Origin of the sequence: Bacillus sp. B1-b2 (assembly GCF_009183415.1) — a bacterium.
Classification (GTDB): Bacteria; Bacillota; Bacilli; order Bacillales; family Cytobacillaceae; genus Niallia.
Genome location: NZ_WEHU01000009.1, coordinates 82,172 through 106,900, shown reverse-complemented (window position 1 = coordinate 106,900; position 24,729 = coordinate 82,172). Strand labels below are relative to the sequence as shown.

Below are 24,729 nucleotides of genomic sequence, written 5' to 3'. Positions count from 1 at the left end.
GCAAGGAAAATAAATTTTTGATTACTGATTCTGCTTATTAGGCATTGAAATTTTCTATGTCAATTTAGCCTTTATCGTTTCCAATAATAAAGGGAGTTTCCGGTTTTTTAATTCCGTTTTCCTCGAGAGAAATACCTGCTTTTTCTTTAATTAAACGTTCAATTCCCCATTGTTCTCCATTAACTGTTTTAGCAAGAATACGAATAGTAGTACTTGCTACTCCTAAATTTTGTATTCCTATCACATTTGGACCATCCGTTATAGCAGGATTATCCATCGCGATAGAATCACATGCTTTTTGTAGAATTTCAATTGTCTTAGGGATATCATTGTTATTAGACACCACAATATCTACTAATGCTTGCATATCTCCTCTAGAATGATTGCTTAATAATGTTATTTCGCGATTAGGAATAAAATGAAGGGTACCATCTGCTGATCGTACCTGAGTTGTTCGTAGACCCACTTGCTCCACTGTACCTGAAAAAGCAGCAATGGTCACTAAATCTCCTACATCTAACTGTCTTTCTAATAGTAAGAAAAAGCCTGTTACAATATCACTAACTAACCCTTGTGCGCCAAAACCTACAGCTAAGCCAATGATTCCAGCTCCAGCTAATATAGCAGTTGCATTTATGCCAAATAATTGAAGAATAGTAATGATTAGAATAAAAAACAACAGATAGGAAATTAAGTTATTTGTTAAACTCTCAAGAGTAAATGCTCTTCCTTTTGAGATAGCGTTTTTTTGGGTATAAGTCTCAAATAATCTACTAACAAAAGCTTTAGAAATCTTTTTAATAACTATGTAGATGATTAGAACAATTAGAATTCTAAGTGCTACTAAGCCAATTGAAAGTAGCAATGTAACCCAATCGATATTTGTTAAGTAATCTTTCAAATAATTCCATGTTGTCATAATGGTCTCCTTTATGATAATTTTCATTGAGTTATTCCCTAAATTGCTGTGAATTAAACAAAGAAGCTTAAAAAAATGTACACATAGAGAGATATAGTACAATCATTATTAATATGTTAGTATTAATGAGTAATGTAACATTAGTTACTAAATCAAGAAGTCAAGTAGGTAGGTTAACTTAAGTTAGGTAAGGAAATTTGTTTGATCTACTATGTTTGGAGGATTTAAAGTTGAGTAAAGCATTTGCAATTATAGGTTTAGGTAGATTTGGTGGGAGTATCTGCAAAGAACTAACAGAACTTGGCATGGAAGTTATGGCAATAGATAAAAGTGAAGAAAAAGTAAATGAATACGCTAATTTGGTTTCACATGCAGTAGTAGGTAATTCTGTTGATGAGTCTGTATTGAAAAGTCTTGGTATCCGTAACTTCGATCATGTAATTGTTGCAATTGGAGAAGATATTCAAGCTAGTATCTTAACAACCCTTATGCTAAAAGAGCTAGGTGTAAGTCATATAACAGTAAAGGCACAAAATGATTACCACGAAAAAGTCTTGAAAAAAATAGGAGCAGATGCAATTGTTCATCCTGAAAGAGATATGGGCAAACGTATTGCTCATAACATTGTTTCTAACAATGTATTAGACTATTTGGAGTTATCGGATGAACATAGTATTGTCGAAATTAAAGCAAGTCATAAGCTTGATGGACGCTCGATATTAGATTTAGACATTCGTGCTCGTTATGGTATTACTATTGTTGCAATAAAAAGAGAACAAGAAATTATGGTTTCTCCACAGGCTACAGAGCTTATTAAAGAAAATGATATTTTAATTGTTATTGGAGCAGATTCTGATATAACTCGATTTGAGAAGAAGGTTATGTCTTAAAGATTGGCTGTTGGATATGAATCTATATAAAAAGGATGTCTCATTAGAGACATCCTTTTGATGTTTATACTTCCATGATAATTGGAAGGATCATAGGTCTACGTTTTGTCTTTTCATATAAAAATGGGGAGATAGTATCAATGATTTCATTCTTGATCTCAGACCATTGAGTCGTTTTGCGATCCATCACCTTTGTTAGATGCTTACTAATTAAAGTTTGAGCATCGTTAATAAGGTCTCCAGATTCACGCATATAGACAAATCCGCGAGAAATCAAGTCTGGTCCAGCTGAAATTTTAAAATCTTTCATATTGATACTTACTACAACCACTACTAAACCTTCTTCAGAAAGAATTCGACGATCTCTTAGAACAATGTTTCCGATGTCTCCAATTCCACTTCCGTCAATATAAACAGATCCTGAAGGGATTTTTCCTGCGACTTGAGCAGAATCACTAGATAATGCAAGCACTTCTCCATTATCCATGATAAAACAATTTTCTTCTGGTACACCACAATCAACACCAGTTTGAACATGGTTTTTCTGCATACGATATTCACCATGAATTGGCATAAAGAACTTAGGCTTCATAAGTCGTAGCATTAGTTTTTGTTCCTGTTGTCCACCATGACCAGAAGTATGGATATTATTTAGAGGACCATGAATAACTTCAGCACCCGCACGGAATAGCATATTAATGGTCTTGTTTACACTCAATGTATTTCCTGGAACAGGACTAGAAGAGAATACTACAGTATCTCCAGGAATTATTTGAATTTGTCTATGAGTACCATTAGCAATTCTGGATAGTGCCGCCATAGGTTCTCCTTGACTTCCTGTACATAAAATAACTACTTGATTAGCTGGCAATCGATTGATTTGTTGTGGTTCAACAAATGTCTCTTTAGGAGCTTTAATAAATCCAAGCTCTAATCCAATATTAATCGCTGCTTCCATACTTCGTCCAAAAACAGCAATCTTACGACCAAATTCCACAGCTGCATCCGTTACTTGCTGTAGACGGTAAATGTTAGAAGCAAAGGTAGCGAAAACTAGTCGACCATCTGCTTTTCTAAAAATATCAAAAATACTTTTTCCAACCATCTTTTCAGACATTGTAAACGTTGGAACCTCACTGTTTGTACTATCAGACAATAAGCAAAGTACGCCTTCTTTTCCTATTTCTGCCATTTTCGTTAAGTTAGCAGGTTCACCAACAGGAGTGAAATCAAACTTAAAGTCTCCAGTGTGAACAATATTACCTGGTGGAGTTTTTACAACTACTCCATAGGAATCAGGAATACTATGAGTTGTTCTAAAGAAAGAAACAGAAGTTTTGCGGAATTTGATAACGTCATCCTCTTGGATTTCGTGCATTGTAGTTTGTCTTAATAATCCATGTTCTTCCAATTTATTTCTAACAAGCGCAAGTGCTAATTTTCCTCCATAAAGTGGAATATTAATCTGTTTTAAAAGATAAGGTATTCCACCGATATGATCTTCATGACCATGTGTAATAAATAATCCTTTTATCTTATCTACATTTTTCTCAAGAAAGGTATAATCTGGTATAACGTAATCAATTCCTAATAGCTCGTCTTCTGGGAATTTAATTCCAGCATCTATTAATATAATTTCATCTTGGAACTGAACTCCATACGTATTTTTACCGATTTCCCCCAATCCACCTAGGGCAAATACAGCCGTTTGATCATTTTTTACAAATTTCATTATTCAATCTCCAATACTGTAAATTCTTCACCTTGATTTTCATACTCTAAGAATGCACCATCTACAAGTGTAACAAACTCAATATTATATGGTTTTTCTGCCAACTTTGTTCTAACGTCTCTTTCAGAAATACCTTTAACATAGATAGATTTAGTTTTCTCTCTAACTGGTACCTCTAATCTTGAATCTTGATAGTATACTTTATAAATCATTATAAATCGCTCCTTAATTAATAATATCTTCTTTTATTATATAAAAATTAAACATGATTTTCATGTTTTTCATCACCAATTTAGTATCTAATTAACATAACGAGGAAATGATAATGCTTCCCTATTTAGGGATATATGTATTTATTCCTTATATAGAAAATGAGCAAATCGTTTAGCAAAAAGCAAAAGATAATAAAAGGCCAGACTCAACTACCACAATTGCTTGTACATAGTAGTGGTATAAAGAACCACTATTATACGTGGTGGCATGGGTCAGACCATAGGAAATACCTTTACTTTTAAACTAAGCTATTGTCTTTTTTCTCAATAAATCTTTCCACTGTTTTAAAAGCTTTTTCTTGAGCTTTTTTAACATAGTGGATCATCTCCTTATTCCTATTTTAAACCATTATTGTACAAAGTAAAGTCATCAGTTAAGTTTATCTGTACAATTTGTCCAAAAATAGTTTAATTTTGTACTTTTTGTATGCAGTTTTTGATATTTGGCTACGGCAATTATTCTAATTTTTTCTATATATTATTAGTATATGATTTATTTCTAAAAATTCTCATGGATATTATTGGGAATTAGTGTTGTGGGTTCTATTATCAGTTGAGGAATTTGTCCAACCAAAAAAATGGGTTGGACACTAAAATAATGGTTAGATGTAAGAAAGGGAAGTATCATTTAATCCTATCTTTCAATTGGAATGATATCTTCTGTAATAGCAAACGGATCACTTTCATTTATATGATCATAAAACATGATACCATTTAAATGATCAATTTCATGTTGAAATACTATGGCAGGTAATCCCTTTAAGCGAATCTTAATAACATTTCCATCAATGTCTAATCCTTTTACGGTTATTCTTGCATACCGAACAACGAATCCAGGAATAGATTCATCAACAGATAAGCAGCCTTCACCAGTAGTTAAATAAGACTTCTCAACAGAATGGCTAATAATTTTTGGGTTAAGAAGGGCATAGCTGTATTGACTACCATCTAGATCTTTTACATGTACAGCAATCATTCTTTTCGAAATGTTTATTTGTGGAGCGGCTAATCCAACTCCTCCTCTGAGATTATACTTTTCAGCGAGTTCAGGATCTTGGCTATTTATTAAGTAGTCCATCATACTTTTTAAAATTTTTTTATCTTCTTCTGAGGCAGGAATATTAACTTCTTTAGCTACTTCTCTTAAACAAGGATGTCCATCGCGAATGATATCCTCCATTGTTAACATATTGTTCACTCCTTATAAATCCTTTTACTATTCACTAGTCTAGCAGAGAAAAATAGAAAAGTTAAGATGGTTGAATTCTAAAGAACAAAAAGTTGCTTCTTAATACCTATCATACTTTTATGGACAAGTTAATATGCTATAGTAACAGAAATAATCATTTGAACAATATTTGGTTAAGGTAACTGCAATTGTATATTACGACACGAATAGATATATTGATTACGTAAGGAGGAAACAGATGAAGAAAAAAATTTTATTAATTGTTACTATGTTCTTATTATTAATTCTAACAGCATGTGGAAAATCTACTAGTGAAAAAATGTATGAAAAACTAGAACAAGTAGTTTCCATAGAGAAGGGGTTTGAAGAACAACAAGAGCCACTAGTGAGTCTAGAAAAAAAAGAACAAGAAATTTATTCGGAAATTATTACATTAGGGTTAGATCAAATGGATGAAATAACAGCTTTATCTAATGAAGCTTTAGAATCCATTGAAAAGAGAAAAGAATTAATGAATGAGGAAGAAGTAAGTATAAATCAATCTAAAGAAAAGTTTGAAATGATAAAAAGTGATATCGAAAATTTAGATGAAGAGAAGGATAAGGAAATAAAGAAGAAAGCAACTACTTTATACGATACAATGCTAGAGCGCTATGAGGTACATGGGGAGCTATATAAACATTACATAGAAGGCCTAGCATTAGATAAGAAATTATATGAAATGTTTAAAGAAGAAAATGTAGAGATGGAAGAACTAGAGAGTCAGGTTCAGAAAATTAATGAAGCATATGAGAAGGTTTATACTAATAATGAAAAGTTTAATGAGCTAACAAAGAAATATAATGAATTAAAGTTGGAATTTTATAAAGATACTGGTATTAAGTTAAAGGAAAGCGAATAGAGATAAACTTTTGGTCTATAAGTTGTACAAGCTACTCATTTCGTATTATTTACGAAATGAGTAGCTTGTGTCGTTTTAGGCTTTTTTTGTATGAATTTCAAAAAAATGTTATTCGACAAATAATTATTATAACACAGTTCAAATTAGTGTTAACTGTATGGTACAGTTTGTTTGATGTAATTAATACAGTTACATAATGTTTGTGTAAAAAAATAATAAAAACTTCGTGCATAAAGATTGACGGATAATATTTTTGTATATTAAACTTATAAATGTATTGAAAGTTGTATTAATCTTAACAAGTAGATTATTGATACAGACCATACGGAAACCGAATTATTTTTAAGACGTTTTATCTATCGATTTTTGTGGAAAACTGTTTAAGTGTTATTATTTGTTGCTTAAAGCGATCGTGTAACTAGTAAGCGTTAACTATTTTAGTTATTTACCACATCCGACAAACTTTAAACACAAGTAATAGTATGAAATCGTCTTTTAATAGGAAAGGAAAGGGTGGCTTTAATGGCTTCTAAAACTAAGAAGGCACAATTAGATGTGCAAGCACAACTTGAACAAGTTGAAAACCAATTTCAAACACTTCAGATCTTAAATGAAGAGGGCGAAGTTGTAAATGAATCTGCAATGCCTGATTTAAGCGATGAGCAATTACAAGAATTAATGACTCGTATGGTATATACGCGTATTCTTGATCAACGCTCAATTTCATTAAACAGACAAGGTCGCCTAGGCTTCTATGCACCTACAGCTGGACAAGAAGCTTCACAATTAGCTTCACAATTTGCATTAGAGAAAGAAGATTTCATTCTTCCTGGATATCGTGATGTTCCTCAAATCGTTTGGCACGGACTTCCTTTATACCAAGCATTTTTATTCTCTCGTGGACATTTCTTAGGAAACAAAATGCCTGAAGGTGTTAACGTTATTTCTCCACAAATCATTATTGGTGCACAATACATCCAAACTGCTGGTGTAGCACTAGGAATGAAAAAACGTGGAGCTAAATCTGTAGCAATTACTTACACTGGTGACGGTGGTGCTTCACAAGGTGATTTCTACGAAGGAATTAACTTCGCAGGTGCTTTCAAAGCTCCAGCAATCTTTATTGTTCAAAACAACCGTTTTGCAATTTCTACACCAGTTGAAAAACAATCTGCTGCTAAAACAATTGCACAAAAAGCAGTTGCTGCAGGTATCCCTGGTATTCAAGTAGATGGTATGGATCCATTAGCAGTTTATGCTGCTGTTCGTGATGCACGTGAAAGAGCTGTAAATGGTGAAGGTCCTACTTTAATTGAAACTTTAACTTACCGTTATGGTCCACATACAATGGCTGGTGATGATCCAACTCGTTACCGTACTGCTGATTTAGACAGCGAATGGGAAAAGAAAGACCCTCTAGTACGTTTCCGTAAATTCCTTGAAAACAAAGGAATCTGGAGTGAAGAAAAAGAAAACGAAGTAATCGAACGTGCTAAAGAAGAAATTAAAGAAGCAATCAAACTTGCTGACGAAGCTCCAAAACAAAAAGTAACTGACTTAATGAACATTATGTATGAAGAGCTACCAGCTAATCTTCAAGAACAATATGAAATTTATGCAGCAAAGGAGTCGAAGTAAGCCATGGCGCAAATGACTATGATTCAAGCAATCACTGATGCGTTACGCACAGAATTACGTAATGATCCAAATGTATTAGTATTTGGTGAGGACGTAGGTGTAAACGGCGGTGTATTCCGTGCTACAGAAGGTCTTCAAAATGAATTCGGAGAAGATCGTGTATTTGATACTCCATTAGCAGAATCTGGAATTGGTGGTTTAGCAGTTGGTCTTGGAATTCAAGGATTCCGTCCAGTACCTGAAATTCAATTCTTTGGTTTCGTTTATGAAGTAATGGATAGTATTTCTGGACAAATGGCTCGTATGCGTTACCGTTCAGGTGGCCGTTACAATTCTCCAGTAACTATTCGCTCTCCATTTGGTGGTGGAGTTCATACTCCTGAGCTTCATGCTGATAGCTTAGAAGGTTTAATGGCTCAACAACCTGGATTAAAAGTAGTTATCCCTTCTACACCTTATGATGCAAAAGGATTATTAATTTCAGCTATTCGTGATAACGATCCAGTTATTTTCTTAGAGCATATGAAATTATACCGTTCATTCCGTCAAGATGTACCAGAAGAAGAGTACACTATTCCACTTGGTAAAGCTGATGTTAAACGTGAAGGTAAAGATTTATCTATCATCACTTACGGAGCTATGGTTCAAGAATCGATTAAAGCTGCTGAAGAATTAGAAAAAGAAGGCTACTCTGCTGAAGTTGTTGACTTACGTACAGTTAGTCCATTAGACATTGAAACAATCATTGCTTCTGTTGAGAAAACAGGAAGAGCAATCGTTGTTCAAGAAGCACAAAAACAAGCAGGTATTGCTGCTAATGTTGTTGCTGAAATCAATGATCGTGCTATTCTTAGCTTAGAAGCTCCAGTTCTTCGTGTAACTGCACCAGATACAGTATTCGCATTTACACAAGCTGAAACTGTATGGCTTCCAAATTTCAAAGATATCATTGAAACAGCTAAAAAAGTTCTAACTTTCTAATATAGATAAGTTTGCATGAAATAAATTCTAAACAAATTGTATTTTTAAAAATTAGGAGGTTTGATTATATTGGCTTTTCAATTTAGATTGCCTGACATCGGTGAAGGAATTCACGAAGGTGAAATCGTAAAATGGTTTGTTAAACCAGGCGACACAGTAAAAGAAGACGACGTTCTTTGTGAAGTTCAAAATGATAAAGCAGTAGTAGAAATTCCTTCTCCAGTAGAAGGTAAAGTAGAAGAAGTACTTGTAGAAGAAGGGACTGTAGCAATCGTAGGAGATGTATTAATTACATTTGATGCTCCTGGATACGAAAACCTACAATTCAAAGGCGATCATGGTGATGAAGCACCTGCTGAAGAAGCTAAGCCAGAAGCTGCTAAAGAAGAAGCACAAGCTCCAGCTGCTGAAGAAGTAGATCCTTCAAAACGTATTATCGCAATGCCATCTGTGCGTAAATATGCACGTGATAAAGGTGTTAATATTCAACTAGTTTCTGGTACTGGCAAAAACGGACGTATCTCTAAAGAAGATATTGATACATTCTTAAATGGTGGAGCTGCTCCTGCTGCTGCTGCTGAAACTACAACAGAAGCACCTGTTGCTAACGAAACAGCTACTAAAGCACCACAACCAATTGCTATTCCAGAAGGTGATTTCCCTGAAACACGTGAAGCAATGAGCGGAATTAGAAAAGCTATTGCAAAAGCAATGGTAAACTCTAAGCACACTGCACCACACGTAACATTAATGGATGAAATCGAAGTTTCTAAATTGGTTGCACACCGTAAGAAATATAAAGATGTTGCTGCAGCAAAAGGTATTAAATTGACTTTCTTACCTTATGTAGTTAAAGCTTTAACAAGTGCATTAAAAGAATTCCCAGCATTAAATACATCACTTGATGATGCAACGAACGAAATCGTTCATAAGCATTACTACAACATCGGAATCGCTGCAGACACAGAAAAAGGTCTTCTAGTTCCTGTTGTTAAAAATGCTGATCGTAAAGGTATTTTCAATATCTCTAACGAAATTAATGAACTTGCTGGAAAAGCAAGAGATGGTAAATTAGCTCCAACTGAAATGAAAGGTGCTTCTTGCACAATTTCTAACATTGGATCTGCTGGTGGACAATGGTTCACTCCAGTAATCAACCATCCTGAAGTAGCTATCCTAGGAATTGGTCGTATTGCTGAAAAAGCAATCGTTAAAGATGGAGAAATTGTTGCTGCTCCTGTATTAGCACTTTCTTTAAGCTTTGACCACAGAATGATCGATGGAGCTACTGCTCAAAATGCAATGAATCATATTAAACGTTTATTAAACGATCCAGAACTATTGTTAATGGAGGCGTAAGTACATGGTAGTTGGAGATTTTCCTATTGAAACAGATACTATAGTCATTGGTGCAGGTCCTGGTGGATATGTTGCTGCAATTCGTGCAGCTCAACTTGGACAAAAAGTAACAATTGTTGAGAAAAACGTATTAGGTGGAGTTTGCTTAAACGTTGGATGTATTCCTTCAAAAGCATTAATTTCTGCTGGACATCGTTATGAGCATGCTATTCACTCAGAAGATATGGGTATTACTTCTGAGAATGTAAAAGTAGATTTCACTAAAGTTCAAGCTTGGAAAGATACTGTAGTTAAAAAGCTTACTGGTGGAGTTGAAGGATTATTAAAAGGTAACAAAATTGATATTGCATACGGTGAAGCATATTTTGTAGATGCTAACACTTTAAAAGTAATGGATGATAAATCATCTCAAACTTATACTTTTAAAAATGCTATTATCGCTACAGGATCTCGTCCAATTGAGATTCCTACATTCAAGTTCTCTAAACGTGTATTAGATTCTACTGGAGCTCTTGCATTACAAGAAATCCCAGAAAAAATCGTAGTAATCGGTGGAGGATATGTTGGTACTGAGCTTGGTGGAGCATATGCTAACTTTGGTACTCAAGTAACAATTCTTGAAGGTGCTGACGAAATTCTTGGTGGATTCGAAAGCCAAATGTCTGGATTAGTTAAACGTAACTTAAAGAAAAAAGGTGCTGACATTATTACGAAAGCAATGGCTAAAGGTGTTGAAGAATCTGACACTGGTGTTGTTGTTAAGTATGAAGTTAAAGGCGAAGAAAAAACAGTTGAAGCTGATTACGTATTCGTAATGGTTGGAAGAAAACCTAATACAGACGAACTTGGTTTAGAACAGGTTGGTATTGAATTAGCGGAACGTGGTATTATCAAAACAGATAAACAGTGCCGTACTACTGTAAGCAACATCTTCGCTATTGGTGATGTTATTACTGGTCCTCCACTTGCTCATAAAGCATCTTACGAAGGTAAGATTGCTGCTGAGGTAATTGCTGGACATAATTCAGAAATTGACTACTTAGGAATTCCTGCTGTAGTATTCTCTGAGCCAGAATTAGCTACAGTTGGTCATTCTGAAGCGTCAGCTAAAGAAGCTGGAATTGAAGTAAAAGCTTCTAAATTCCCATTCGCTGCAAACGGTCGTGCATTAGCACTAAACGATTCAGAAGGATTTATGAAACTTGTTACTCGCAAAGAAGACGGCTTAGTAATTGGTGCACAAATTGCTGGACCAAGTGCTTCTGATATGATTGCAGAATTAGGTTTAGCTATTGAAGCTGGAATGACAGCTGAAGACTTAGCAATGACTATTCATGCTCACCCAACTTTAGGTGAGGTAACGATGGAAGCTGCTGAAGTTGCTATTGGTAGCCCAATTCACATCTTAAGATAATCCTTAAAAAAGACCTTCTTATAAGAAGGTCTTTTTTTCATACTATTGAAAGATAAAATTCTCTATGGTCAATTTGTGAAAATGGAGATAATCCTCCCTCGAAACATAATGGAAAACGAGGGATTTTTTTATGTAATTCTCCCATTCGAATATGAAAATAGTTGGAGATTGAAAGAGCGATGAAATAATGTATGATACTTCGTAACATAGAGAATTTGGAAAAGACCACTTTTAGAAAAATAGTCGTAGAAATCCTCTTATTATCGTTACTACCATGAAAAACAATGGAAATAGACGGAGAATTACGCCTATTTCCTTAGAATACTTGAAATCGGAGAGATTTTCCTTACTTAACCGGAAAAATCCGCTTATTTGCAAGGAAATTAATATAATATTTGCCATTAGTCGGAATTCTCCGCTTATTTATGATGATTCCTCAAATTGGCTGCGGAATTTTTTAAAACATATTAATATAAGCTTAATTTTAATCCAGATGATTTATGTTTCAGTGATGAGACTCCTATGAAATCTGCTGAAGCTTTATACCCTGTTGGCCCAAGCGTGGACCTCGGAAAAAGCTTCGAGCCCCATGGAAAGCGAACCGAACACCTGTAACAGAAATCAAAACCTTATTTAGCGAGTTAATTACTTATACAAGCTCTCGACACACTCATGTTATAAAAAATGGAGGCATTTTCATTGACATCATCTTTTACATACTGTTGAAAAATAAAATTTTCTATGGTCAAAAAGTGAAAATATCGGTGAAATACCTGGTAAATTCATTAGAAAACGAGAGAGCTTGTATGTACGACACACCAATTCAAATGAAGAAATAGTAGAATCCATGCGGTAATATTGGACATCATCTTTTTTACTATAGATTTTATCATTTTGATGAAGTGATTAGAAATATTCTAGTAAAAGGAAAGGATTTTTAATAAGTTTATGAAGAGACACATATACTATCAATAGTAAGCTTGTTCAAATGGTGGTGTTTCTTTGAAGGTTTATACAACTATTATATTTCAATTAATGGTTTGGAGTGGTTTTTCCGTTATTGAATGGTTATCTCACCGTGATTTAGTTCTCTATAAAGTGATAATGTTTGGTGTCTTTTTTTATCTAGCCATTATTATTGGTAATTATATTATCCGATCTCCTAGAAAAACGCTACTTGCTACTATAATCAGTTTATCTATATATGGTTCCTTTCATCTTATTATGAGTATAATCACCTTAGTTTAATGATAAGATTACCCTTGATATGATGAAAAAGTAAAGTGAGATGGACAAGATGAAGGGATAAAATAGGGGTTACAAATAACTTGATGAATTTTACTCATAAGTGATGACCCCTACGTAGATGATTCTAGAGGGGCCTTTCAGTGGCTTCCTGGTAAGTCCCACAGTATTCTCCTTCTGTTACGCAGAACAACTGCATAGAAATTACCATGAGTTTTCTAAATCACTTTATCAAACAATATGAAGCGTCAGGATAATGATATCATCCTGACGCTTCATTATGATGTAGTAAGAAATTTTACAAATTAACGGATAGCTCGATGCTCTTTAATAACACGTAGCTTTTTAAAATCATAATCTTCAGGCCCCTGAACGGGCAGTCCTGCTTTCAAATTTTGTCTAATGTACTCAAGGTTGTCTTCCGTAATAATCTCTCCAGGAATAAAAATTGGAATGCCTGGTGGATACACCATAATAAATTCCGCGATCACTCTTCCAACAGATTCATCAAACTCAATCAATTCTGTTTCAGAATAAAAAGCATCTCTAGGTGTAAGTGCTAGAAGAGGAATATTTGGAAGCATTACTCTTGCTTCCACTTTAGACGCTTTATCTAGCCTCTCTGCAGCAAGAGCTTTTAATGCCTCAATCAATATATTTGCTTCTCTTTCCGAATCTCCAGGTGTAACAATACAAAGAATATTATAAAGATCAGACATTTCTACTTCTATATTGTAATTCTTGCGGAGCCACTCTTCTACTGTATGTCCTGTTAAGCCTAGGTCTTTAACAGAAATAATCAGTTTAGTTGGATCAAGGTCATATGCAAAATCTTCATTGAGAATTTCTTCGCCAACGCAATATAAATGATCAATATCATTTATTTGTCTACGAATGTATTGAGCAAGGTCGATTGTTTTGTCTAGTAATTGTTTACCCTCTGTAGCAAGACGTTTTCTCGCAACATCTAAGGATGCTAATAATAAATAAGAAGTACTTGTTGTTGTTAACATACTAAGAATAGATTGAACTCTCTTATAATTAACCAAATTGCCTCTCATATTAAGAATGGAGCTTTGAGTCATAGATCCGCCTAATTTATGTACACTAGTAGCGGCAATATCTGCTCCTGCTTGCATAGCAGACATAGGTAAGTCATCATGAAAATGAATATGAACTCCATGTGCTTCATCCACTAGAACAGGTATTTGATAAGAGTGAGCTAAATCAACGATCTTCTTTAGGTCTGCAGCTATCCCAAAATAAGTTGGATTTATCACTAATAATCCTTTAGCATCGGGGTGCAGATCAATCGCATGTTGAACAGCTTCTTTCGTAATACCATGAGAAATACCAAGATCTTTATCTACTTCTGGATGTATAAAAATAGGAATAGCACCAGCAAAAATAATGGCAGACATAACGGACTTATGAACGTTTCTAGGGACAATTATTTTATCACCTGGGCCACAAACACTCATAATCATCGTCATAATTGCTCCACTTGTTCCTTGTACAGAAAAGAAAGTATGATCAGCACCAAATGCCTCAGCTGCTAGCATTTGTGCATGTTTAATCATCCCTTTAGGCTGATGCAAATCATCAAGTGGTCCAATATTTATTAGGTCAATGGAGAGGGCGTTTTCTCCAATGAAATCTCTAAATTCGGGATCCATTCCATTTCCCTTCTTATGTCCAGGAATATGAAATTGTACAGGATCCTTTTTTGCATGCTCTAATAATCCGTGGTATAACGGTGTTTCGTGTTGTGACAATTTATTACCACACCTCTTTTTATATAGTATTTTTATACAACATCAAGCGAATTTTATTAAGTAATTTCCAATAAATGCTAGAAATTATTGTTCTTTTTTAGCCCGCTATAAATCGTCTAATTCGACTACCGTCTATTAGTTTGACCCTTATTTTAAAATATAAAAATCATAAAACAAAAGAATTATAGCATTTTTTATTTTCTTTGCATACAATAAGTTTCTACTATACTGAAAAGATTTATTTTTAAAAAATATAACTACCATTTTTACAATACCAATAAATGATTCATATAGCAAAAACAATGTGTGTAATAACAAAATAAATAGGAGGTAGGTCTATGAGATATTAAAGTAGGACGTTTTACTTTCTCTCGTTCATCTACTACAATAAAAATGGATGAACAGGAGAAAGTAAAGGTGAGTGAATAGAATGGATTATTCTTATCCGATTGATTTAGATTGGTCAACAGATGAAATTGTGACAGTAGTTTCTTTTTTTGAGTGTATTGAAAAGGCATATGAAAATGGGATAGATAAGTCAGAGCTTATGAATCAATATCGTTTGTTTAAGCAAATTGTTCCGGGGAAATCACAGGAAAAAAAAGTATGTGATGAGTTTGAAGAAGTAAGTGGTTATTCTACTTATCGTACAATAAAAAAAGCTAAGGAACTATCGGAAGGTCTTAAAGTGAAAATGCCATAAAAAAGGGAAGGCGCAAAACGCCTTCCTTTTTATTTTGTGGATAGTTTATAGATAGGCAAAAGAGTTTGAAAAGTTTCCTCTATATAAGCAACAAGTGCATCTCCGTTACTTACTAATGGGTCATCTGCTTTTATATGTTTACCTACTAGAAATTCTGCTTTTTTCACATCACGAAATCTAGTTAATACAGATTCTATGTCCGTATCTTCTACTCTACTTGCATCTTTTTTCATATGATCCATCGACAGATAAAATTCACTTGGGATAATTTTCTTTAATTGTTCTAATTCCTCTAGAAAAAGAGTAGCAATTTCCTCTTTTCTAGGTAACTCATATATATAAGCAAGCCAAATAAATAGATGATCATCAAATAATCCTACCTGAAAGTGAGGATGCTGTTTATAACCACGTTTATTAGATGCAATGGCTAACCAAGTATCTTTAGGCGGATTAACAGTGCGTCTTGCATGCTTAGCAATATGTAAAAACATTTCCTGGCCAAGCTTTGATGATAATTGTTCTGTGAGCTCTTGACCAATTTCTTTAAATTTAGGTTGAATTCTTTCTTGAATAGCCTCCATTCTAGAATCAAGTCCATCGATGGAGAATGTTTCAAAATCTGCTTTAGTAAAACCAGTAAATGACATTTTATAACTCCTTTAAGTTTACCTACTAAGTAGAAGGGTAAATAGTATATAAATGAAAGCAAGCAATTTAGTTATTAACTTACATACCGTTTGCTGCTCAATTAGTTGTCCATATTGTAGCATACATACTTTCGATAATGAAGGAATATGCGTAGATAAATAGGCGTTCACACAAAAAAGGAGCAAGCTTATTGGTGTTTACATAAGATATGAATAAACACGGTAATGTAAGTCGATGAAAGGGGTGTACTGTCGATGAAACAATTGATGAATGTAGCTAGTAAATTAGAAGTGGAAAAGAAAAAGCGAGCTGTTCTTCGGTTGGAAATGGATTATGAGTTAGCTACTTTATTTGAAGCGATGAATGAGAAGAACGAAAAGCAAAAAGTAGAGAGTAAAAGTAAGCTAGAAAGAATTAGGCAGGAACTTCTAAAAATGAATGCATTATAATGAGTATAGGAAATAATTCAAAAATCATGTAACTTCTTGGGGGAAAATATTCTCAAAGTTAGTTGCATGATTTTTGATTAAAAGTAAACGTTAAAAAAGATGCATATTCTTATATTATATTGTTTATGTAAAGCTTTGTTTTAATCTTGAAGTATGATAAAGAATTTTATAAGCTAAAATATAGAAAGAAATAGAAAAAGTTGTAAAGAAGGTAGATAGAATGACAAATTGGCAGGAAGTTGATACATATGCAAAAGAGTGGATAAAAGAGGCTGGAGAGAGAATAAAGAAATCTTTTTCTACAGAACTAGTAATTTCAACGAAATCAAATAAAAATGATCTTGTTACACAAATTGATAAAAGTACAGAAGAGTATTTAATAGCCCAGATTAATCATGTTTTTCCTTCCCATCGTATACTTGGGGAAGAGGGAATTTCTGAGACTCTGGATAATCTAAAAGGAATAGTATGGATTATTGATCCAATAGATGGAACAATGAATTTTGTGCACATGCAACGTGATTTTGCCATTTCGATTGGTATTTATGAGGATGGAATAGGAAAAATTGGCTTGATTTATGATGTAGTAGCAGGAGAGCTATATCATGTATTTAAAGGGAATGGGGTTTATATGAATGAGACTCCATTGTTGCCTCTAGCAGAAGTTAAGGTAGAGGAAGCCATCATAGGACTAAATGCAACATGGGTAACAGAGAATAAAAGAATTGATCCAAGCTTACTATCTCCGCTTGTTAAAGAAGCAAGAGGAACAAGATCCTTTGGGTCCGCTTGTCTTGAGCTGGCGTATATAGCTGCAGGACGCATGGATGCTTATATCACGTTAAGATTATCTCCATGGGACTATGCGGCAGGAAAAATAATGATAGAAGAATTAGGAGGGAAAGTTACTACCTTGAGGAATGAGTCATTAAGTTTATTGGGACAACAATCTTTCTTTGCATCTAAGCCAGGCTTACATGATGAGCTATTATCGAAATACTTGCTTAATGGAGCTTGGTAATAAGCTTTAAGCTTCACTTTTATGTTGCTGTCTCCATTTCTTTTTTTTCTGAACTCCACTGATTACAATACATAAGAAAAGAATGAAAGACAAAATGGCACCTATATAAACTTTTTCTAAAATAAAAATCTCAATGCTTACAAAGCTTATGACCCCATAGACTCTATGATAAAATAATGGGTGTTTATCTAAATTCATTGGTAGTCTCCTTTACATTTGTTCATTTTTACTTTAAATGACAGTCTGCATGTATGTATAATGATACTTGCGATAATAGATTACACAATATATATGAAATTTAGTTTAATTTAATTTTAAGAAAAAATAATTTTTAATATAGCGTTTTCACTAAAGTTTTTTTTATTAATATGAAAAAGCATTTAGGTTTCTACAATTTTATGTGGTATAATGACTCAGTTATAACATTATTTTAAAAATAAAAGAGATTCTAGATAGACATTTTAGGTAGGAGTGAAATTCTTGAAAATTAGAGAAGATATTCGTAATATCGCTATTATTGCCCACGTTGACCACGGTAAAACTACATTGGTTGACCAGCTATTAAAACAATCAGGAACTTTCCGTTCAAACGAACACGTTGAAGAACGCGCAATGGATTCCAATGATTTAGAAAGAGAACGTGGTATTACTATTTTAGCAAAAAATACTGCTATTCAATATAAAGATACTCGTATTAATATTTTGGATACACCTGGACATGCTGACTTTGGTGGAGAAGTAGAACGTATCATGAAAATGGTTGATGGAGTACTACTTGTTGTAGATGCTTACGAAGGTTGTATGCCACAAACTCGTTTTGTATTGAAAAAAGCTTTAGAGCAAAACTTAACACCAATCGTTGTTGTAAATAAAATTGACAGAGACTTTGCTCGTCCTTCAGAAGTAATTGACGAAGTAATTGACTTGTTTATTGAATTAGATGCTACAGAAGAGCAATTAGAATTCCCTGTAATTTATGCTTCAGCTATCAACGGTACAGCAAGTACTAACCCAGAAAAACAAGACGAAAACATGCAATCATTATATGATGCTGTTGTAGAACATATTCCTGCACCAGTTGATAATCGCGAAGAACCATTACAATTCCAAGTAGCTCTTTTAGATTACAACGATTATCTTGGAAGAATTGGGATCGGTCGTGTTTTCCGAGGCACAATGAAAGTCGGCCAACAAGTAGCTTTAATGAAATTAGATGGAACAGTAAAACAATTCCGTGTAACAAAAATCTTTGGTTTCTTCGGATTAAAAAGACAAGAAGTACAAGAAGCTTTTGCTGGGGATCTAATCGCAGTATCTGGTATGGAAGACATCAACGTTGGGGAAACTGTTTGTCCTTTTGATCAACAAGATGCTTTGCCAGTATTACGTATTGATGAGCCAACTCTTCAAATGACTTTCTTAGTAAATAACTCTCCATTTGCTGGTAAAGAAGGAAAGTATTTAACTTCAAGAAAAATCGAAGAAAGATTACGTGCACAATTAGAAACAGATGTAAGTTTACGTGTTGATAATACAGATTCTCCTGATGCTTGGACTGTATCTGGACGTGGGGAATTACATTTATCAATTCTAATCGAAAATATGCGTCGTGAAGGTTATGAACTACAAGTATCGAAACCTGAAGTTATCGTTCGTACTATTGATGGAGTTCGTTGTGAACCAATTGAGCGTGTTCAAATTGATGTTCCTGAGGAGCATACAGGTTCTGTAATGGAATCTATCGGAGCACGTAAAGGTGAAATGTTAGACATGATTAACAATGGAAACGGACAAGTTCGTTTAATTTTCAACGTACCTGCTCGTGGGTTGATCGGTTATACAACTGAATTCTTAACATTAACTCGTGGATATGGTATTATCAACCATACATTTGATAGCTACCAACCAATGGCTACTGGTCAAGTAGGTGGCCGCCGTCAAGGTGTGTTAGTAAGTATGGAATCTGGTAAATCTTCTACTTATGGAATTATGCAAGTAGAAGACCGTGGAATTATCTTTGTTGAAGCAGGAACAGATATTTACGAAGGTATGATCGTAGGAGAACATACTCGTGAAAATGACATCACTGTTAACATTACAAAAGTAAAACAAGCAACAAACATTCGTTCAGCGAATAAAGACCAAACTTCAACGATGAAGAAACCAAAAATCATGACACTTGAAGAGTCTTTAGAATATCTAAATGAAGATGAGTATTGTGAAATAACTCCTGAGTCTATTCGTCTTCGTAAAAAGATTTTAAATAAATCTGAACGTGAAAGAGTTACAAAGAAGAAAAAATCAGCAGAATAATATAGACAAAAGAGGTTCAGAATCTTTCATTCTGAACCTCTTTTTTATTATAGAAAAGAAAACCCTGGGCTATGCCAAGGGTTTTAAAAAGCTTACAGCGAGGTACGAAAGAAGTTCCCTTGTTGCCATCATAATTCGTTCTCCAACTGAAATAAAGTGGAAGAAGGCATTTCAGTTTAGCCAATAGAAGAATTAATTATGATGGGAGCAATTTTTCGATAATTTTATTTATAAATAGTTATTACTAAGAAGAAGTGGTACAAGGATTAAGTAAAAATAATAAAAAGGAAAGAGCAATATAAACTCTTTCCTTTTTACTGATACAAGGAGTGTAAATAGAATTTACCAATCATCGTCCTGTGGCTTGTTTTGATATAAAACAAAGTTTCCAGAATCCAGGTGTTTTTGTGTATTCTTAGCTATTCTTTGATCACATTCTCTACACATATATGTGTGAATTGGTCTATTTCTTAAACGTTTTGCTTCAAAAGAATTATCATTCAGTTCCTCTACTATATCGCACATAACACATTGTACTTTCAAATTTTGACACCTCTAATCTAAAAGAATCTAGGCAAAAAAAGATTATAGGCTAATTATAGTACAAGTTAGAATAGAATGAAATCGATATTAGTCTGTTATATGATGATTTGATTGTTCATCCTGTTCCTCTTCTAATTTTTTCTCTTCCCCTGTATTTAATTTTTCGTCTGACTTTTCTATACCTTTCATTGGTTCTCTATTAATATTATCAGAAGGAATTTCAGGAATTATTCTACCTGTGATATCTGCTAGCTCATTAAAGATCCCTTTAATGGGGTGTCCTTCGTCAATATCTTTTCCAATTTCTTTTAATCTTGCTGTGATGTCAGGATCAGCAACAACTAAAGCATTGGCTCCGTCTGGGTCATTCTTCAAACTTTCTGTTACTGCATATTTTAAAGAACCAACTTCAGAGCGATCAAGATCTTTATTTACATCAAGTCCAACAATGGCATATTTACCAATAACTACTGCGGTCGCATCATTAACATTTTCAATACTAGTAGAGAGGCTTACTAGTCTTTGGGCAATTTCTTGTCCTGTTTTACGATCTACTTCCTTTATTGTGGAATTATTTACATTTCTAACATGTGTAGGATTATTTTCAGTTTCTGTGCTTTGATATTCATCTACATTTTTATTACAACCAGCAAGTAAGACTAAAAAAGAAGCTAATAAAAATACTTTTTTCATCCTTAGTACCTCCAATATTTATTTGAATGACAAAAAATTCTTTGCTTTAGACAACGGAAATGACTCCTTGAGATTAAAAACCTGTCTTTTTCTCCATCCTTCTTAATTATTGTGCAAAATATCTTCTATCTTTATTCGATAAAACATATATTTAACCAAGGTTCCATCCGTTACAAAAAAAAACAAGAGTAAACCAAGACGTATTAGAGCAGGAGGCATCGGTTTGAGTAAAATTTATGTATTAGATACAAATGTCTTGTTACAAGATCCATATTCTATTTTTTCCTTTCAGGATAATGATGTAATTATTCCAGCAGTTGTATTAGAAGAGGTAGATAGTAAGAAGCGGTATATGGATGAAATTGGAAGGAACGCAAGACAAATTTCTAGACTAATCGATAACTTGAGAGAAACTGGAAAGTTACATGATGAAATTCCTCTCGAAAACGGAGGAACAATAAGAATAGAGTTAAATCATCGTTCCTTTCATGAATTACAAGAAATATTTGTAGAAAAGACGAATGATAATCGGATATTAGCAGTCGCTAAAAATTTATCTATAGAAGAAAGTAAAAAAGAAAATGGACGAACTGTTATTTTAGTAAGTAAAGATACACTTGTTAGGGTAAAAGCAGATGCAATTGGATTATTATCAGAAGACTTTTTAAGTGATCGGGTAGTGGAGAATGAGCATCTATATCCAGGATTTATGGATATACATGTTAATATTGATGTTTTAAATCGTTTTTATGAGAATGGACAGCTTCCAATTTCCGACATAGGAAAAGGAACGTTTTTTCCTAATCAGTTTTTACTATTAAAAGACGCTTTAGGATCATCTTCATCCGCATTAGGAATAGTAGATAGCTCAAGAAATTTTATTAAGAAATTAATTTTTGATCATGAGCATATATGGGGAATTCGTCCAAGAAATGTTCAACAGACCATGGCAATGGAATTGCTATTGAAAAAAGATGTTCCTTTAGTGACATTGATTGGAAAGGCTGGAACTGGAAAGACTTTATTAGCTCTTGCTTCTGGTTTAATGCAAACAGAGGATTTTGGAGATTATAAAAAGTTACTAGTAGCAAGACCCATTGTGCCAATGGGAAAAGATTTAGGGTATTTGCCAGGAGAAAAAGAGGAAAAGCTAAGACCTTGGATGCAGCCTATTTTTGATAATCTAGAGTATTTATTTAACACGAAAAAACCTGGAGAATTAGAGGCTATCCTTGCAGGTATGGGCTCTATTGAGGTAGAAGCATTAACCTATATTAGAGGAAGAAGCATTCCCGATCAATTTATTATCATTGATGAAGCACAAAATTTAACTAAACATGAAGTGAAAACGATTTTAACGAGGGTAGGAGAAGGTAGTAAGATTGTTTTAATGGGCGATCCTGAACAAATTGATCATCCGTACTTAGATGCCTTTAATAATGGCTTGAGCTATGTAGTAGAGCGTTTCAAAGATCAACCAATAGCTGGGCATGTGAAGTTGGTTAAAGGGGAGAGATCTAGCCTTGCACAGCTAGCAGCTGATCTATTGTAAATTCATTTCTGAGGAAAAATATAGGTAAACAGGTAGAGTACTTCTACCTGTTTACTATTAACTGATATGAAAAGTTTGGATGTTTTTTATTGGCTCTTGGTCTCTTCCTTTACTTCTTAGGTAAAGGTGAACAGGACCATCATATGTAAGCGGTTTTCCTTGTTTGCAAAACAAAAGATACATATCATCTAGAATTGATAATGGAAAGGTGAAATTTTGTGTTGTTGTAGATATGTTAATATTTTTTGATTTGTTCGTAGGCTCCGAATTTTGAATAAAAGGAGAGAGTGGCATGTAAAAAGTGCCTGTAATTAAGGCTACCTTTTTAAATGTTTGCTTCTCAGGTAGCTTTGCTCCTTGCGTTATTTCACGATCCCAATGTTTGGATGCCTCTTTCGTATATTCTTCTAAGGTATTTTTGTCTTCTTGTTGAGAGAATAATGTCTCTTCTGTCAGTTTCCGATCATCAAATATCCAGACAGTAGGATCAATCGTTATAGGAAACTTGATTAAACCACTTACTTGTATAATAGAATCCATCCATTTGCCCTCCTTCAAAATAGTCTAAATATAGTATAGCTTGTTATGTTTCATCTGTCATGGAATGACTAATTTTCACTTTGAGAGGATAGTTCTTGCATTTTCTTAGGGTTGAGTTTAAACTTTATTAATAGGATAATCGCTCGGAAACGGGGGGGATAGGGATTGACTTCTGATATTATTATTAATCATAAAGAAAAAGCTAATGAACTTCTAAAAGCTGATGCAGAGAAGATACTGAAGCTTATTAAAGTTCAAATGGACAACTTAACCATGCCTCAATGTCCTTTATATGAAGAAGTATTGGATACGCAGATGTATGGGCTATCCAAAGAAATAGATTTTGCTATCCGTCTTGGATTAGTAGAAGAACAGGTTGGTAAAAAAATACTAGATGAGTTGGAGAAGGAATTATCCGTTTTGCATGAAGCATCTATAAGAAAATAAAAAGCAAACTCAAACAAAGTAAGCGTTGTTTGAGTTTTTTTAGTGCAGGTTGTAATTCCATTTTAAAGCTCCTTTTTATACATAATAGGAAGACTTCCACCTCTTAGCAGGAAAAAAAGAAATAATAGCGAATAATTTTCTTTAAGAGAAATGAAATAAGGGATGCGATACAATGTTTAAAAAAATTATAAAATCCTATGATTATACCATTATTATTACAATGGTATTGTTAATACTATTTGGATTAATCATGATCTATAGTGCGAGTATGGTATCAGCAGTCCAATATTATGGGGAAGAACATAGTGACTTTTTCTACAAAAAACAAATAAAAAATATCCTAGCAGCTGGTTTTGCCTTTATTGTTATAGCTTTGGTTCCATATAAGCTATTTTTAAACAATAAGATTTTGGTTCCTATGGTGTTTGGATCGATTCTTGTTCTAGGAGGAATATTCTTTCTAGGTAGCGTATTTGGTAATGCACAAAGTTGGTATAAGTTTGGTACAACAAGTTTGCAGCCAGCTGAGTTTGTCAAACTCTCTGTTATTATTTACTTATCAGCCATTTATTCCAAAAAGCAGGCTTATATTAATGAATTTAATAGAGGTGTTGTTCCTCCATTAGCATATTTAGTTATTGTATGTGCCCTTGTTACAGCACAGCCTGATTTTGGTACTGCAGCTATTATTTTTATGATCGGTGCGACCATTATTTTATGTTCTGGAATGAACGGAAAAAATCTATTTAAGTTAATGCTAATAGGGCTAGGATGCATAGGATTAATAGTAGCTTGTATGTCATTAGCTGGAAAGAGTGTTTTCACAGAGAAACAAATGGCTAGGATTTTTGTATTTATGGATTCTCCCTTTGCAGAAGATGTTGTATTAAAGTCGGGATATCATATGAGTAACTCGCTTATTGCTATAGGATCAGGTGGCTTACAGGGATTAGGATTAGGTCAAGGTGTACAAAAGCTTGGCTATTTAACAGATGGACATACTGACTTTATTATGGCTGTAATAGCGGAAGAACTAGGGGTTTTCGGTGTCGGCTTTGTCATAATAGGAATTAGTTATATCGTATTACGGGGCATATACACAGGGTTAAAATGTAAAGATCCTTTTGGCAGCCTTCTTGCTATTGGGATATCAAGTATGATTGGAATTCAAGCCTTTATCAATATCGGTGGAGTGTCTGGATTAATTCCTTTAACTGGGGTACCTGTTCCATTTATAAGTTATGGAGGCTCTTCTCTATTACAATTAGCAATTGGAATGGGAATACTAGTAAATGTATCCATGTTCGTAAAATACGAGCGAGTATACAAAAACAAAGAAGAAACAGTTGTTGAGATACCAAAGAAAACCACGAACAGATTTGCTCGTTCTAATAGAAGTTCTTATTAGTAGTAATATAGGTTAAGGTATAAGTACTAAGCAAATTATCCTCGAATTATTAGGTGATTTTTACTCCATCTATCTCCTTATAATTCAGGTTTTTTTG

At 33.9% G+C, this 24,729-nt stretch carries 24 protein-coding genes; 14 read left to right on the top strand and 10 right to left on the bottom strand.

Features of this window, described 5'->3' with window-relative positions:
- Window positions 1–64 precede the first annotated feature (64 nt).
- Window positions 65–919 (bottom strand): mechanosensitive ion channel family protein, encoded by an 855-nt coding sequence (locus F9279_RS10840; RefSeq protein ID WP_152112867.1) that lies wholly within the window; start codon window positions 917–919, stop codon window positions 65–67.
- A gap of 230 nt (window positions 920–1,149) precedes the next feature.
- Here F9279_RS10840 and F9279_RS10835 point away from each other — a divergent pair, with 230 nt between their 5' ends.
- A complete protein-coding gene (locus F9279_RS10835; protein ID WP_152112865.1) occupies window positions 1,150–1,809 on the top strand; it encodes a potassium channel family protein in 660 nt (219 codons plus the stop codon).
- Window positions 1,810–1,873: 64 nt separating this feature from the next.
- Here F9279_RS10835 and rnjA read toward each other — a convergent pair whose 3' ends face one another.
- The 3 genes from rnjA to def form a co-directional block, all read right to left on the bottom strand.
- Window positions 1,874–3,541 (bottom strand): ribonuclease J1, encoded by a 1,668-nt coding sequence (gene rnjA / locus F9279_RS10830; RefSeq protein WP_152112863.1) that lies wholly within the window; start codon window positions 3,539–3,541, stop codon window positions 1,874–1,876.
- Entirely contained in the window at window positions 3,541–3,753 is a 213-nt protein-coding gene (locus F9279_RS10825; protein WP_152112861.1) for a DNA-dependent RNA polymerase subunit epsilon, read from the bottom strand. Before F9279_RS10825 ends, rnjA begins: the two co-directional genes overlap by 1 nt.
- A 694-nt stretch (window positions 3,754–4,447) precedes the next feature.
- The gene (gene def / locus F9279_RS10820) at window positions 4,448–5,002 is read right to left on the bottom strand and encodes a peptide deformylase (RefSeq protein WP_152112858.1); all 555 of its coding nucleotides are present in this window, start codon (window positions 5,000–5,002) and stop codon (window positions 4,448–4,450) included.
- Window positions 5,003–5,240: 238 nt separating this feature from the next.
- Here def and F9279_RS10815 point away from each other — a divergent pair, with 238 nt between their 5' ends.
- The 6 genes from F9279_RS10815 (at window position 5,241) to F9279_RS10790 (ending at window position 12,543) form a co-directional block, all read left to right on the top strand.
- Complete coding sequence (locus tag F9279_RS10815) at window positions 5,241–5,903, top strand: YkyA family protein (RefSeq protein ID WP_152112856.1); 663 nt, start codon at window positions 5,241–5,243, stop codon at window positions 5,901–5,903.
- 522 nt (window positions 5,904–6,425) lie between these two features.
- A complete protein-coding gene (gene pdhA / locus F9279_RS10810; protein WP_152112854.1) occupies window positions 6,426–7,541 on the top strand; it encodes a pyruvate dehydrogenase (acetyl-transferring) E1 component subunit alpha in 1,116 nt (371 codons plus the stop codon).
- Between the two features lie 3 nt (window positions 7,542–7,544).
- On the top strand, window positions 7,545–8,522 hold the full coding sequence (locus tag F9279_RS10805) for an alpha-ketoacid dehydrogenase subunit beta (protein ID WP_152112852.1): 978 nt from the start codon (window positions 7,545–7,547) through the stop codon (window positions 8,520–8,522).
- A gap of 69 nt (window positions 8,523–8,591) precedes the next feature.
- Window positions 8,592–9,881, top strand: coding sequence for a dihydrolipoamide acetyltransferase family protein (locus F9279_RS10800; RefSeq protein WP_152112850.1), 1,290 nt, complete (start codon window positions 8,592–8,594; stop codon window positions 9,879–9,881).
- 4 nt (window positions 9,882–9,885) lie between these two features.
- Complete coding sequence (gene lpdA, locus F9279_RS10795) at window positions 9,886–11,295, top strand: dihydrolipoyl dehydrogenase (RefSeq protein ID WP_152112848.1); 1,410 nt, start codon at window positions 9,886–9,888, stop codon at window positions 11,293–11,295.
- 1,002 nt (window positions 11,296–12,297) lie between these two features.
- Window positions 12,298–12,543, top strand: coding sequence for a hypothetical protein (locus tag F9279_RS10790; RefSeq protein ID WP_152112846.1), 246 nt, complete (start codon window positions 12,298–12,300; stop codon window positions 12,541–12,543).
- 302 nt (window positions 12,544–12,845) lie between these two features.
- On the opposite strand, the gene F9279_RS10785 is transcribed toward F9279_RS10790, so the two are convergent.
- A complete protein-coding gene (locus F9279_RS10785; protein ID WP_152112844.1) occupies window positions 12,846–14,315 on the bottom strand; it encodes an aminotransferase class I/II-fold pyridoxal phosphate-dependent enzyme in 1,470 nt (489 codons plus the stop codon).
- Between the two features lie 430 nt (window positions 14,316–14,745).
- Here F9279_RS10785 and F9279_RS10780 point away from each other — a divergent pair, with 430 nt between their 5' ends.
- Window positions 14,746–15,018: a UPF0223 family protein gene (locus F9279_RS10780; protein ID WP_152112842.1), complete on the top strand. Its 273-nt coding sequence runs from the start codon at window positions 14,746–14,748 to the stop codon at window positions 15,016–15,018.
- 29 nt (window positions 15,019–15,047) lie between these two features.
- On the opposite strand, the gene F9279_RS10775 is transcribed toward F9279_RS10780, so the two are convergent.
- Window positions 15,048–15,665 (bottom strand): YktB family protein, encoded by a 618-nt coding sequence (locus F9279_RS10775; protein WP_152112840.1) that lies wholly within the window; start codon window positions 15,663–15,665, stop codon window positions 15,048–15,050.
- Window positions 15,666–15,920: 255 nt separating this feature from the next.
- Between F9279_RS10775 and F9279_RS10770 the strand changes: the two genes are divergently transcribed.
- The gene (locus F9279_RS10770; protein WP_152112838.1) at window positions 15,921–16,115 is read left to right on the top strand and encodes a hypothetical protein; all 195 of its coding nucleotides are present in this window, start codon (window positions 15,921–15,923) and stop codon (window positions 16,113–16,115) included.
- Between the two features lie 220 nt (window positions 16,116–16,335).
- On the top strand, window positions 16,336–17,136 hold the full coding sequence (locus F9279_RS10765; RefSeq protein WP_152112836.1) for an inositol monophosphatase family protein: 801 nt from the start codon (window positions 16,336–16,338) through the stop codon (window positions 17,134–17,136).
- Window positions 17,137–17,142: 6 nt separating this feature from the next.
- Here the strand turns inward: F9279_RS10765 and F9279_RS10760 are convergent, their stop codons facing one another.
- On the bottom strand, window positions 17,143–17,334 hold the full coding sequence (locus F9279_RS10760) for a DUF5325 family protein (RefSeq protein ID WP_152112834.1): 192 nt from the start codon (window positions 17,332–17,334) through the stop codon (window positions 17,143–17,145).
- 282 nt (window positions 17,335–17,616) lie between these two features.
- Here F9279_RS10760 and typA point away from each other — a divergent pair, with 282 nt between their 5' ends.
- Window positions 17,617–19,449, top strand: a complete 1,833-nt coding sequence (gene typA / locus F9279_RS10755) for a translational GTPase TypA (RefSeq protein ID WP_152112832.1) — start codon at window positions 17,617–17,619, stop codon at window positions 19,447–19,449.
- Window positions 19,450–19,791: 342 nt separating this feature from the next.
- Here the strand turns inward: typA and F9279_RS10750 are convergent, their stop codons facing one another.
- Window positions 19,792–19,992: a YlaI family protein gene (locus tag F9279_RS10750; RefSeq protein WP_152112830.1), complete on the bottom strand. Its 201-nt coding sequence runs from the start codon at window positions 19,990–19,992 to the stop codon at window positions 19,792–19,794.
- Window positions 19,993–20,079: 87 nt separating this feature from the next.
- On the bottom strand, window positions 20,080–20,685 hold the full coding sequence (locus tag F9279_RS10745; protein ID WP_152112829.1) for a YhcN/YlaJ family sporulation lipoprotein: 606 nt from the start codon (window positions 20,683–20,685) through the stop codon (window positions 20,080–20,082).
- 223 nt (window positions 20,686–20,908) lie between these two features.
- On the opposite strand from F9279_RS10745, the gene F9279_RS10740 reads away from it, so the two are divergent.
- Window positions 20,909–22,237: a PhoH family protein gene (locus tag F9279_RS10740; RefSeq protein WP_152112827.1), complete on the top strand. Its 1,329-nt coding sequence runs from the start codon at window positions 20,909–20,911 to the stop codon at window positions 22,235–22,237.
- A 57-nt stretch (window positions 22,238–22,294) separates the two neighbouring features.
- Here the strand turns inward: F9279_RS10740 and F9279_RS10735 are convergent, their stop codons facing one another.
- Window positions 22,295–22,777: a peptidyl-prolyl cis-trans isomerase gene (locus tag F9279_RS10735; RefSeq protein WP_152112824.1), complete on the bottom strand. Its 483-nt coding sequence runs from the start codon at window positions 22,775–22,777 to the stop codon at window positions 22,295–22,297.
- A gap of 165 nt (window positions 22,778–22,942) precedes the next feature.
- On the opposite strand from F9279_RS10735, the gene F9279_RS10730 reads away from it, so the two are divergent.
- Together F9279_RS10730 and F9279_RS10725 are read left to right on the top strand one after the other, a co-directional pair.
- Window positions 22,943–23,224: a YlaN family protein gene (locus F9279_RS10730; protein WP_152112822.1), complete on the top strand. Its 282-nt coding sequence runs from the start codon at window positions 22,943–22,945 to the stop codon at window positions 23,222–23,224.
- A 172-nt stretch (window positions 23,225–23,396) separates the two neighbouring features.
- Window positions 23,397–24,632 (top strand): FtsW/RodA/SpoVE family cell cycle protein, encoded by a 1,236-nt coding sequence (locus tag F9279_RS10725; protein ID WP_152112820.1) that lies wholly within the window; start codon window positions 23,397–23,399, stop codon window positions 24,630–24,632.
- The last annotated feature ends 97 nt before the right edge of the window (window positions 24,633–24,729 follow it).